We start from the raw sequence: 11623 nt of genomic DNA, 5'->3' as shown, positions 1-11623 counted from the left end.
CCGGGGCGGGCTGCGATAGCCATCGGGGGCGAAGGCACAGGAGAACCCATGCGCCGCAGTTTCATCATTCTGACCTCGATCACCGCTGCCGCCGTTCCGGCGCTGGCCGCGGGGAATGGCAAGCTCGAACTCTATCGTGCTTTCGGCCTCGCCGAAGGACGCTGGGAGACGGTGGTCACGATCGAGAAGATGGTCCTCACCCCCGGCCCTGAGCGGGCGGACGATCCTGACGCGGTCGCGAAGGCCAAGGAGGCAGGGGCGCAGGTCGGCCGAGTGATCGGGACGACCGATTGTCTGGGCAATGGGCTGCCGGCATCAGGTGAGCTCATTCTTCCGGGCGTTACGATCGGTGGCAATTGCACCATCACCGATCAGGTCGTGACCGGAGACAGCTTCGCGTTTACGGCCCGGTGCGGCAACCGATCCCAATACGGCATGACATTCAAGGGGACCAAGACTGCCAAGGATATTCAGGGCTCGGTCGACATGGACGGCTTGATCGGCGGAATGACCATCGCGGCCACGACCCGCCTCGAAGGCAAATGGGTGGGCACCTGCACGGCAGGATAGGCTCTGGTAGCGTCACAGCGCCGTGACGCTCGGCCGCCCGTTGCGGCCAAGCAACAATTCGCTCAGTGCCCATACCAGCGCGTCCGCCCGGTCGGGGCTGCCGCCCGGTCCGGCATAGGTCCCTCCGACGAGCATACCGCATAGCTGGTCTTCCAGCCGCGCGAACACCCCGACATGGCGCACCCGGCCGGCCGAATAGAGCGCCGCCACCGGCTCGGCCCGGGCGACTTTGCCGCGCGAGGCGTGGACGAGCTTCACCGGCAGCATCTCGTCGGCGGCGCGCAGTACGCTTTCGACCATCGCGCCACCCTGGTTGGCTTCGGCCACCACCCGGTCGGCGTTCCATTCCCGCGCGGTGTCGGCAACCCGCCTCGCCCAGTCCGCGGGCGAAGCGCCACTGATCGAGCAATCGGCCATCACCCGCGTGATCCCGTCGACGCCCAAGGCTGCGACAATAATCCCGCACTCGTCGCCGTTCGCACTCGCGGGCGGATCGACCGCGACCACCATGCGCGCCGCCTCGGGCACAGCGCCCGCCTCGCGCGATTGCTCGAGCAGCGAGCGGGTCCACAGCGCGCCCTCGATATCCTCGAGCAGCTCGCCGTCCATTTCCTGCCGCGCGAGGAGTGTCCCGGCGTATTCGCTCTCGACCGCATCGAGGAAACGGTCGGGCAGGCGGACGTTATCGCCCGTTTTGCCGTGTGTGATGACGACCTCTTCGCCCTTTGCCGCCTGCGCGACCAGCCGCTTCACCAGCGGCACCGCGCGCGGCGTGGTGGTAACCGCGACGCGCGGATGCTCGCCCAGCCGCATGCCCAGCATCAGGTTGTCCCAGCAGCGTGTCGCGCGCTCGTGCGCCAGCGGCCACTTGCCGATCTCGTCGCACCAGGCGTGGGTGTGCTGGGGCCCCCGCAGGGCCTCGGGTTCGGCGGCCGAGAACAGCTGTGCCTGAGCGCCGTTGGCGAAGCGGACCCGGTGCAGCGAGGGCTCGAAATGCGGTTTGTGGCCCGGGCGGCAGATCGCCAGCAGCCCGCTCTCGCCTTCGACCATCACCGCGCGCGCCTCGGCGAGCGAAGCAGAGACCAGCGCGATCCGCGCATCGGGGTTGGCATCCGCGATCATCCGCACCCACTCCGCGCCCGCGCGGGTCTTGCCGAAGCCGCGCCCGGCCATGATCATCCAGACCCGCCAATCGCCCGGCGGGGGCAGCTGGTTCTTGCGGGCGGTGTACTCCCACAAATAGTTGAAGCTGTTCATCTGGTTCTGGTCGAGTTCGTCGGGCAGTTCGCGATAAACCCTTTCGCTGTCGGCCTTCTCGCTGTCGGGTTTGTAGGGATCGGCGATCTGGTCGATCATCTCGTCATAGGGGCCGCTCATTGGCCCTTGCCTTCTGCCGCGGCCCTCTCGCGGGCGATGCGGCGGCGGATGTCCTCGATCTTGCGGTCGATCGAGGCGCGCACTTCGGCGGCGGTGACATCGGGCACCTGGCTTGCGCTGTGTGCCGTGCTTGCGCGGTGGGCGGACAGCAGGCGAATGGCGTTGGCGAAATCGAACTTCTCGCCGTCTCCGGTCTTCCCGTCGCCCTCGCGCAGGCGGCGGATGACCTCGAGTTCGAGGCCGAGATAGCCGTCAGCAATGGCGGCTTGCCAGCCGCGGGCGAATTCGGGCTCTTCGCGGCGCGCCTGACAGGCCTCGGCGATGCTCACGCCCGCATTGCCGGCAGCGCGCTCAAGGTTCGAGGTCGCGCTCAGGGTGTCGAGAAACCGCTTCTGCCAATGCCGCCCGGGGGCGGTGCCATCGCTGCGGGAACGGGCAGGCACGTTGCTGGCCATGGGCACCACTCCTGGGGCGAATGGGAGCGGGCGGCGCTTCCCGGTGGAAGGCCGCCCGGCGGCGACTCGCTATTTCTGGATGATGCCCTCTCATAACCAATGAGCGTCACGATGTCAAGAAAAATAACCATTCAGGTTAATTGACACATCGCTGTCGCAAGCCCCGCTCCAATAGCCTGTTGACCATACGCCATTTCGTGCGATTTTCGCACACCCGCTTTTTCTTCAACGAGTCCAAGGAGGAGAGGTGATGACCGACCGCGCGTTCCTGGCCCAGATGGCAGGCTACGGCCTGTCAACGGTCCAGATCCACTACTACATGCCGGACCATCGCAGCCTGTTGCAGCAGTTCGTGATGCAGCAATACGACGTCGCGCCCCAGTTCCCGGAGCTCGACCGCTTCCTCGCCTTCTGGCGGCGCGAGATCGACGCGGTGCTCCACTCGGTGCGGGTGGCGCACAAGCATCTGATCGGCCCGCAGGAATGGCGCGCCGTGGACGGGATCGTGACGATCAACTGATCCACGGACCCTAGGCGGGGTCGATCCGGAACAATTCGCCGTCACCGTCGAGAATGAACATACGGTTCTGGTCGTCGATAGCGAAAGCGACCGGCGACTCTATGCGACCCGCATCGGGCGCAAAATCCTCCGTCCGACGGTCCAACTGCGCCAATCCGAGCAGGAACCCGCTTGCAAGGTCGCTGAAGGTCACGGACCAGAAGGTGCCGCGACGGTCGCCGAAGACGAAGCGATTGTCGAGATTGGCAATCGGCCCGCGATAGAGGCCGCCATAGATGATCCCCGTGCCCTGATCGGGACCATCGCCAAAGCCATAGACGATCCGCGGAGCGTTGACTGCCGCGGGTGGATTGGCGCCGATGCCGCGCGTCCCCTCACGGCCCGGCCAGCCGAAATCGAGCGGGCGGGCATTTGGCAGGAAGGCGGTCAGCTCGTGCTCGAGCGAGCCGCCCTGGTCGCTGAGCAGGATCTCTCCGTTGAAGGCACCTGCCCCGCCCGATCGGCGGATTCCGCTACCGATAATCCGGGCGAGGTAGAAGCCAGGCCTGACGCTCGCCCCGGCGAACGGGTCCTGCTCCTCGAGGAAGATCAGCTTGCCGAGCCGCGAATTCGGGTTCTGCGCCGAAGTGCCAGCCTCGTCCGAGAGTGTCATGTATAGGTTGCCGCCCGGCGCGGAATTCGCCGGGCCGGTGAACAGAGATGCGGAGACCTGTGCCGAGCCGCTCGGCAGGATTTCCAGTTCCTCGATCGCACCCACGGTATAGCGTTGCAGGAATACGCGCCCGTCGGGTTCCTGCCCAAGGGCGTACAGGCCGCTGTAGAATCCGGTCGCGCCACCTTTGAATGTCATCGCGAGCAGACGGCCGCGCGGCCTGCCGGCGAAGATGTCCGCCAACAGGGTCCGCGCGCCGGTTGCACCATCGACGTCGAAGATTTCGCCGTTGGTCCGCGCAATCGCGATCCGCCCGGTGGAGGCCACATTGGTGAGGTCGCGCGTCACGAGAAAGGACGCAGCGGCCGGATCGGTGAAGCCGGTTGCGATGCGCCTGACCGCGATCCCTTCCTTGCTGTTCGTGACGGTCACGACAAGGTTCGCGCTGGTGGATGCACCGCGACTGTCCTGCGCCGTGACGGTCAGATTATACACGTTGTCGCGGTTGCCGTCGGCAGGCCGCTCGAAGTCGGGCGTCGCGCGGAATTGCAGGGTCGATCCGGCAAGCTGGAAAGCGTCGCTATCGCTGCCGCCGATCGCGAAGGCCACGCTGTCGCCGTCCGGATCGCTCGCTGACAATGCTATTGCGGCGTTGCTGTTCTCGATCTGCGTCACCGCCGTCGCCGAGCTGATCTGCGGCGCGCGGTTGCTGCTCGAGCCCCCACCGCTGCTTCCGCCCCCGCCGCATCCCGACAGCACCAAGGCCGCAGCGCCAACGGACGCGACGATGACGGCCCGGCGAGCGGGTGAAACGAATGTCATAGCTTGCGACCCCTTGAAATACAGGGGTAAATTATCCGCGTTCGCGCGAATGGCAACCGCCAATCGCGTCCTCGATCAAATAATCCCGATCGCCTTGCCCGCGCGTTCGAACATGCCGAGGATGGTCTGCACCTGCTCGGCCGAATGCTCGGCGCACAGCGAGCAGCGCAGCAGGGTCATGCCGGCCGGCGTCGCCGGGGGACGGGCAAGGTTGACGTAGAGGCCCTCTTTCAAGAGCGCTTCCCACATCATCGCGCCCTTTTCGAGATCGGGCATGATCACCGCGATGATCGCGCTCTGCGGCGTCTCGGTGCCAAGCTGGAAGCCGAGATCGCGCAGGCCCTTGTGCAGCGTGCGGCTGTTCTCCCACAGATGCGCGCGCTTGTTGCCGTTGTGCATGAGCTTGCGGATCGAGGTGGCCGAGCTTGCCATCACAGCGGGCGGGAGCGCGGCGGTGAACACGTAAGGCCGGCACACCAGCCGCATCACCTCGAACTTCGGGTGGTTGGAGACACAGAAGCCGCCAACAGTCCCGACGCTTTTGGAGAAGGTGCCGATGATGAAGTCCACATCGTCGATCACGCCCTGGTCCTCGGCCACGCCGCGGCCGTGCTCGCCGATGAAGCCCATCGAGTGCGCCTCGTCGACCAGCACCATCGCGCCGTGGGCCTTGGAGATGCGGACCATTTCCTTGAGCGGGGCGACATCGCCCATCATCGAATAGACGCCCTCGAGCACCACCAGCTTGCCCGCGCCTTCGGGGATGCGCTTCAACCGCTTCTCCAGCGCCTCGACGTCGTTGTGCTTGAAGGGCACCACTTCGGCCCGGCCCATCGCGCAGCCATCGTAGATCGAGGCATGGCTGTCGATGTCGAGGATGATGTAGTCACCCTTGCCCGCCAGCGTCGAGATCACCCCGAGATTGGCCTGGTATCCGGTCGAGAAGACCATTGCATGGTCCATGCCGTAGAATTCGCGCAGCGCCGCCTCGACATCGCGGTGGTCGCGGAAGGTGCCGTTGAGGACGCGGCTGCCGGTCGTCCCCGCGCCGAAATCCTCCATCGCCGCCTTGCCCGCGGCGATGACGTCATCGTCGAAGGTCATGCCCATGTAGTTGTAGGTGCCGAGCAGGATCGTGTCGCGCCCGTTGCAGATCGCGCGGGTCGGCGAGAGCACCTGCTCCATCACCAGGTTGAACGGATCCTCCACCCCGGCAGCGAGCAGCTGCTCGCGCGTCTGGATGATCGGGTCGAACTTGGCGAGGAGGTCAACAGGTTCGGCGGCGGTCGTCGTTTCGGTCATGGCGGCTGCCATTATCAGCTATCCTGCAGCTTGTGGACTGCCGCGACGAGCTGACCCCAGTTTTCGATCTCGGCCTGCTGGTTCATCGAGATGATCACGTCGAACGCGTCTTCGATCTCGGCGACGAAATCCATCACGGTCAGGCTGTCGAACTCGAGATCACCGGCAAAGGTGGTCGCGTCCTCGATGGCGATGCCCTTCTTGTTGAAGGGCTCGATCAGCGTGCGGATCCTGGCGTCGACGTCTGCGGGGGTCATGAGGCGGCGTGCTTTCGGTTTGATGGGCGGGCGGCTGCCCTCTAATCTAATACGCGTGCAAAGCGGCGGATGATGCGGCTTGTCAAGCTTTCGCCGCCTCGCGCGTGCGCGGGGATGCCGATCCGGGGGGATTTTATGAGCGAGGATGGAGTGCAAGCGGATCGGCTCGGGGCGTCACCTTCGGTGCTGTCGCCTTCGGGTTACTCGAACCATGCGATCCACATGGTGCGCACCGTCCAGCAGATCAACGTGTCGATGAGCCAGATGGCCGACAGCAAGGCCTCGATGCTGATGGGGGCGACGTTTCTGGTCTTCACGATCTGCGTCGGTCAGGCGAAGGGCGGCAGCCTGCCGTGGTCCCTGATCGTGCTGGCCGTGTTCGCCTTCGTCTCGGCCATGTGCGCCGTTTCCGCCGTCCTGCCGTCGGTTGGTCCGCGCAGGTCGGCGCAAGGAGTGCAAGCTGCCCCGAACCGGCTGTTCTTCGGCCACTTCGCCACGTTGGACGAAGAGGAGTGGACCCGCTCCGTCCTCGCCGATCTGCGCGCCGACGAGACCGTGTTCCGCCTGATGCTGCACGACATCTACCAGAACGGCCAGGTGCTCCAGCGCAAGAAGTACCGCTTCCTGGGCTATGCCTACAGGAGCTTCATGTTCGGCCTGTGCCTGACGGCCTTGGTGTTTGGCGCCGAGATGGCGCTGGCGCCGCGCTGACGAGAGGGTCAGACCAGCGCGTTGACCGCGCTCATGAAAGGGCCGATCGAGACCGGCTTGGAGAGATAGCCCTCCGCCCCCGCCGCACGGATCCGCTCCTCGTCGCCCTTGGCGGCAAAGGCGGTTACCGCCAGCACCGGGATCGCAGCCAGCCGCCGGTCGCGCTTGGCCGCCTCGATCAGGTCGACCCCCGAGATGCCGCCCAATTGGATGTCCATGATGATGAGATCGGGCGAGACCGCGCGCGCCGTGTCGAGCACCTTGTCGCCCTCGGCCACCGGCTCCACCTCGAAGCCGTTGGCGCGCAGGACATCACAGAACAATTTCCGGTTGAGGTCATTGTCCTCGACAACCATGATCCGCTTTGTCACTGAACGCCCCGCTTTCGCCCGTGTTTCTAAACTAACCCCAGCCGAAGGACAGGACAATCCCGCATCGTCCCGCATCCGACCCCCAAAGCCCGCAGGTGCTGGCGCTCGCGGCGCTCGGCTGGGTGCTCGAATGCGAGGACCGGGCCGCGCGCTACCTTGAACTCACCGGCCTCGATCCCGATTCTCTGAGGAGCGGCCTCGGCGATCCCATGATCCTCGCTTCGGCGCTCGAATTTCTCGCCAACCACGAACCCGATCTCATCCGCGCTGCCGAAGCCCTCGCCGTCACGCCCGAGGAACTGGTCGCCGCCAAGGACGCTTTGCAAGCATGACCCGCCCCCTGATCATCTCCGACTGCGACGAAGTGCTGCTGCACATGGTCGCGCCGTTCAAGACCTGGCTCGAAGGCTCGCAGGGCGTCAGCTTCCACCTCGAAGGCCACAATTTCGCCGAGGCGCTGCGCTGGCAGGAAAGCGGCGAGCTGCTCGCCCCGCCCGATATCTGGCGGATGCTCAGGACCTTTTTCGACAACGAGATGGATTCGCAAAAGCCGATTGCGGGCGCGGTCGAGGGGATCAACACGCTCGCCGAGAAGGCCGACGTGGTGATCCTCACGAACCTCGTCGACCACCACCGCGATGCCCGCGCCGAGCAGCTCGCCAAGGTCGGGATCAATGCCCGGGTGTTCACCAATCAGGGCCCCAAGGGCCCGCCGCTGAAGGCGATCATCGAGGAATACCGGCCCACCCGCGCGATCTTCATCGACGATCTCGCCCAGCATCATGCGAGCGTCGCCGAGATCGTGCCCGATGTGACCCGGCTGCATCTGTGCGGCGAGCCGATGATCGCCCATGCCATTGATTGCGCCCACAAGGCAGGCCACGCCCATTCGCGGATCGACCGCTGGGACGAGGCGCTGCCGTGGCTGCTTGCCCAACTGGAGGACTGACGAATGAGCTACACCGCACGCCTTGCCGAACTCGGCATCACCCTGCCCAAGGCCGCCGCGCCCGTCGCCAGCTATGTGCCGGTGGTGGTGAGCGGCGGGATGGCCTATGTCTCGGGCCAGCTGCCCTTCGTCGACGGGGCGGTGGTCACCGGCCGGCTGGGCGATGATGTGAGCGTCGAGGACGGCAAGGCCGCCGCGCGCGCCTGCGGGTTGATGATCCTCGCGCAGCTCCAGAGCGCCGGTCTGCTCGATCACGTCGAGCGGGTGGTGAAGCTGGGTGCCTTCATCAACTGCACGGCCGACTTCACCCAGCAGCCGGAAGTTGCCAATGGCGCCTCGGACCTGATGGAGCAGGTCTTCGGCGGCGCGGGACAGCATGCGCGCGCCGCAGTGGGCGTGCCCGCCCTGCCGCGCGGCGCGGCGGTGGAAGTCGATGCGGTGGTCGCTCTGAAGGCATGATCGTAAGGCCCGCCCCCGGCTGGCTGACGCAGTGGGAGTTCGCTCACCGCGGGCTGCATGGCCCCGGCGTGCCCGAGAACTCGCTGGCGGCTGCCGAGGGCGCGATCGCCCGCGGCATGGGGATCGAGTGCGACATTCAGCGTAGCCGCGACGATCACCCGATCGTATTCCATGATTGGGACCTCGCGCGGTTGACCGGCGAGAGCGGAGTCGCGGCCGAGCGCACCGCTGACGAGCTCGAGGCACTGCACCTCCTTGGCACTGACCAGCGCCCGGTGCGGCTGGCGCGGTTCCTCGAAGTGGTGGCGGGCCGGGTGCCGCTGCTGATCGAGGTGAAGTCGCTCCCTGACTACGATGTCGAGCGTTCGTGTCGCGTGGTGGCAGAGCATCTGGACTCCTATCATGGTGACGTTGCGGTTATGAGCTTCGATCCGCGCGTGCCGATGTGGTTCGCGGCCGAGGCTCCCGATATCACCCGCGGCCTTGTCGGCACCGACTCCTACGAGAACGGCTTCGAGGGCGTGTGGCGCTCTCATGAGGCCGTCACCGCCGCTGAGCCCGACTTCCTCGCCATCGACGTGCGTGACCTTGCGCGGCCCGAGGCGGCGGCGTGGCGCGCAGGCGGAAGGCCGCTGCTCACCTGGACCGTCCGCTCGCCCGAAACCCGCGCCACCGGCCTCGCGCTCGCCGACGCCCTCATTGCCGAGGGGGACGGGCTGGCGTGAGCGCGCCGGAGCTCACCGTCCGCATCGCCTCCTCCGTCGGCGCCTTCGACCCCGCCGCGTGGGACGCACTCGGCGGCAGCGACAACCCCTTCGTCTCCCACGCCTTCCTCACCGCGATGGAGGACTCCGGCAGCGTCGGCCCCGGCACCGGCTGGGAGCCTGCGCCCATCGCCATCACCGCCGCGGACGGCACCCTGCTCGCCGCCATGCCCGCCTACGCAAAGGGCCACAGCCAGGGCGAGTATGTCTTCGACCACGCCTGGGCCGACGCATGGCACCGCGCGGGCGGACGCTACTACCCCAAGCTCCAGATCGCCGCGCCGTTCACCCCGGCGACCGGCCCGCGGCTGCTGCTCTCCGACGCGAGCCTTGCCCCGCACCTTCTCAAGGGCGCCGAGGCGGTGTGCCTCCAGAACAAGCTCTCGAGCGCCCACGCCACCTTCATCGACCCTGCCCAGCTCCCGCTGTTCGAAGCGGGCGGCTGGATGCCGCGGGCCGACATCCAGTTCCACTGGTTCAACCGCGGGTATGCCACCTTCGAGGACTTCCTCGCCGCGCTCTCCTCGAGGAAGCGCAAGGACCTACGCAAGGAGCGCGCCGCCGCCACCGAAGGCCTCACCATCCGCCACCTGACCGGCCCCGAGATCCGCGAGGAGCACTGGGACGCCTTCTGGGTGTTCTATCAGGACACGGGAGCCCGCAAATGGGGGAGCCCCTACCTGACCCGCGAGGCCTTCTCGCTGCTTGGGCAGAGGATGGGAGAGCGGATCGTGCTGATCCTTGCCTATGACGGGGCCACGCCGATTGCAGGGGCGCTGAACTTTGCGGGCCGCGATGCGCTCTACGGGCGCTACTGGGGCTGCACGCGCGAGGTGCGCTTCCTCCACTTCGAGCTGTGCTACTATCAGGCAATCGACATTGCGATCGCGCGCGGCCTCGCGCGGGTCGAGGCAGGCGCACAAGGCGGGCACAAGCTCGCCCGGGGCTACGAGCCGGTGCAGACCTGGTCGGCGCACTGGATCGCCGATCCGGGGTTCCGCAGCGCGGTTGCCGACTTCCTCGCGCGCGAGCGGGCGGGGGTGGCGAGCGACCAGCTCTACCTCGGCAGCCGCACCCCGTTCCGCAAGGGCGAGTGAGGCGGTCTCCCGCCGTGTTGGAGACAGATGAGACACTGTCCAGACGCGGAAAACAGGTGCCGCGCAACGTCAGTTGAGGATCGCGGAAAAGATGCGTGCGACGGGCCATCCGCCGACGGTGCCGCATTCCATCGCGGTAGGAAAATGCCTTTATTCCAACCTGACGCGCAAAGCCTCAGGCCGCGCGCAGACGACCCTCGGCCAGCCACTGGCGCGCACGGCGCTGGGCTTCGGCGATCTCGCGCGCGGTCATCTCCTCGGAGATGTCGGCGCGGCAATGGGCGGCTTCCTCGTGCCCGCGCGCGGCGGCGAGGTTGAACCACTTGTGCGCCTCGATCAGATCGCAGGGCGCCCCGTTGCTCCCCGTCGAAAACGCGACGCCAAGGTCGTAGCACGCCCCCGCATCGCCGCGAGCGGCACCCGCCAGCCAACCGCCGATCAGGCCTTCGTCACCATTCTCGCGGGAGACATTGGCTCCGATTGCGATGATGTTCATTGTCAGTCCCCTTCACCCGGTCACCCCCCTCGGCGACCTTCCGTGAAGCGAAGGTGCGGCAATTATGGTCAAAAATTAGTTAACGCCGTTTGCGCCTTGTGCAGGCAGACTTTTCCCGCGCAGTTTTGCCCCCAACATGCTTGCCAAAGCCGCTTGTGTGCCCTCGGGGCCTTGCCTATAGGGCGCGCATTGCCTTCCGCTTGCTGGGACCAAGTGAGCCAATGAAAAAATTCATGGCGTCAGGACGCGACGGTCTCCCCGGCGGCTCACGAAATGAGAGTGCGTGATGCCATCCACCGCGTCTGACGACATTGATGTTCTCGAAAAGGCCAAGCGTCTTCTGGCTCCGGACTATGTCCCGAGCGAGGACGAGGAATACATGAACGAGCGCCAGCAGGCCTATTTCCGGATGCTGCTGATCGAATGGAAGCGCTCGATCCACTCGGCCGCCGGGCAGACGCTGCAATCGCTCCAGGATGGCCCGATCCGCGAGGCCGACCTCACTGACCGCGCCTCGAGCGAGACTGACTGGGGCATCGAACTGCGCACCCGCGATCGCCAGCGCAAGCTGGTCTCCAAGATCGATGCGGCGCTGCGGCGCATCGATTCCGGCGAATATGGTTATTGCGAGGTGACGGGCGATCCGATCGGCCTCAGGCGCCTCATCGCCCGTCCGGTCGCGACCATGACGGTCGAGGCGCAGGAAGCCCACGAGCGCCGCGAAAAGGTCTCGCGCGACGATTGATCGCGGCTGCGGACAAGGATGGGTCGGCCACCGTGTCTAGCCATCTTTCAACAATGCCGGCAAACCTGTTCCGCCT

The 11623-nt window shown here is 66.3% G+C and carries 16 protein-coding genes; 9 read left to right on the top strand and 7 right to left on the bottom strand.

Annotation, left to right across the window (positions count from 1 at the left end):
* Positions 1–48: 48 nt before the first annotated feature.
* A complete protein-coding gene (locus AX708_RS09810; protein WP_066530155.1) occupies positions 49–570 on the top strand; it encodes a DUF3617 family protein in 522 nt (173 codons plus the stop codon).
* Between the two features lie 12 nt (positions 571–582).
* On the opposite strand, the gene AX708_RS09805 is transcribed toward AX708_RS09810, so the two are convergent.
* Entirely contained in the window at positions 583–1947 is a 1365-nt protein-coding gene (locus tag AX708_RS09805) for a DNA-packaging protein (RefSeq protein WP_233999641.1), read from the bottom strand.
* On the bottom strand, positions 1944–2402 hold the full coding sequence (locus AX708_RS09800) for a hypothetical protein (protein WP_066530164.1): 459 nt from the start codon (positions 2400–2402) through the stop codon (positions 1944–1946). Before AX708_RS09800 ends, AX708_RS09805 begins: the two co-directional genes overlap by 4 nt.
* A 250-nt stretch (positions 2403–2652) precedes the next feature.
* Between AX708_RS09800 and AX708_RS09795 the strand changes: the two genes are divergently transcribed.
* A complete protein-coding gene (locus AX708_RS09795; RefSeq protein ID WP_066530166.1) occupies positions 2653–2922 on the top strand; it encodes an usg protein in 270 nt (89 codons plus the stop codon).
* 10 nt (positions 2923–2932) lie between these two features.
* Here AX708_RS09795 and AX708_RS09790 read toward each other — a convergent pair whose 3' ends face one another.
* The 3 genes from AX708_RS09790 to AX708_RS09780 are packed head-to-tail and all read right to left on the bottom strand — an operon-like array spanning position 2933 to position 5955.
* Positions 2933–4459, bottom strand: coding sequence for a hypothetical protein (locus AX708_RS09790; protein WP_156443412.1), 1527 nt, complete (start codon positions 4457–4459; stop codon positions 2933–2935).
* Positions 4460–4471: 12 nt separating this feature from the next.
* Positions 4472–5710: an aminotransferase class I/II-fold pyridoxal phosphate-dependent enzyme gene (locus tag AX708_RS09785; protein ID WP_233999640.1), complete on the bottom strand. Its 1239-nt coding sequence runs from the start codon at positions 5708–5710 to the stop codon at positions 4472–4474.
* A gap of 2 nt (positions 5711–5712) precedes the next feature.
* Positions 5713–5955, bottom strand: coding sequence for an acyl carrier protein (locus tag AX708_RS09780; protein WP_066530172.1), 243 nt, complete (start codon positions 5953–5955; stop codon positions 5713–5715).
* Between the two features lie 135 nt (positions 5956–6090).
* Between AX708_RS09780 and AX708_RS09775 the strand changes: the two genes are divergently transcribed.
* Entirely contained in the window at positions 6091–6666 is a 576-nt protein-coding gene (locus tag AX708_RS09775; RefSeq protein WP_197426114.1) for a Pycsar system effector family protein, read from the top strand.
* An 8-nt stretch (positions 6667–6674) separates the two neighbouring features.
* On the opposite strand, the gene AX708_RS09770 is transcribed toward AX708_RS09775, so the two are convergent.
* Entirely contained in the window at positions 6675–7037 is a 363-nt protein-coding gene (locus AX708_RS09770; RefSeq protein ID WP_066530173.1) for a response regulator, read from the bottom strand.
* A gap of 95 nt (positions 7038–7132) precedes the next feature.
* Here AX708_RS09770 and AX708_RS09765 point away from each other — a divergent pair, with 95 nt between their 5' ends.
* Genes AX708_RS09765 through AX708_RS09745 form a run of 5 tightly spaced genes read left to right on the top strand, consistent with a single transcriptional unit; the run spans position 7133 to position 10306 of the window.
* Complete coding sequence (locus tag AX708_RS09765; RefSeq protein WP_066530178.1) at positions 7133–7369, top strand: DUF3572 family protein; 237 nt, start codon at positions 7133–7135, stop codon at positions 7367–7369.
* The gene (locus tag AX708_RS09760) at positions 7366–7986 is read left to right on the top strand and encodes a hypothetical protein (RefSeq protein ID WP_066530180.1); all 621 of its coding nucleotides are present in this window, start codon (positions 7366–7368) and stop codon (positions 7984–7986) included. Before AX708_RS09765 ends, AX708_RS09760 begins: the two co-directional genes overlap by 4 nt.
* 3 nt (positions 7987–7989) lie before the next feature.
* Positions 7990–8445 (top strand): RidA family protein, encoded by a 456-nt coding sequence (locus tag AX708_RS09755; RefSeq protein WP_066530189.1) that lies wholly within the window; start codon positions 7990–7992, stop codon positions 8443–8445.
* Positions 8442–9170, top strand: a complete 729-nt coding sequence (locus AX708_RS09750; protein ID WP_066530196.1) for a glycerophosphodiester phosphodiesterase family protein — start codon at positions 8442–8444, stop codon at positions 9168–9170. The genes AX708_RS09755 and AX708_RS09750 overlap by 4 nt, the downstream gene beginning before the upstream one ends.
* Positions 9167–10306, top strand: coding sequence for a GNAT family N-acetyltransferase (locus AX708_RS09745; RefSeq protein WP_066530198.1), 1140 nt, complete (start codon positions 9167–9169; stop codon positions 10304–10306). The genes AX708_RS09750 and AX708_RS09745 overlap by 4 nt, the downstream gene beginning before the upstream one ends.
* 175 nt (positions 10307–10481) lie before the next feature.
* Here the strand turns inward: AX708_RS09745 and AX708_RS09740 are convergent, their stop codons facing one another.
* Positions 10482–10802, bottom strand: coding sequence for a hypothetical protein (locus AX708_RS09740; RefSeq protein WP_066530203.1), 321 nt, complete (start codon positions 10800–10802; stop codon positions 10482–10484).
* 286 nt (positions 10803–11088) lie between these two features.
* On the opposite strand from AX708_RS09740, the gene dksA reads away from it, so the two are divergent.
* Entirely contained in the window at positions 11089–11547 is a 459-nt protein-coding gene (gene dksA, locus AX708_RS09735; RefSeq protein ID WP_026091984.1) for an RNA polymerase-binding protein DksA, read from the top strand.
* Positions 11548–11623: the final 76 nt, after the last annotated feature.

It is taken from the genome of Erythrobacter sp. CCH5-A1 (genome assembly GCF_001557115.1).
Taxonomy (GTDB): domain Bacteria; phylum Pseudomonadota; class Alphaproteobacteria; order Sphingomonadales; family Sphingomonadaceae; genus Erythrobacter.
Note: the sequence above shows the minus strand (reverse complement) of the source record. Positions and strands in the feature narration are given on the sequence as shown.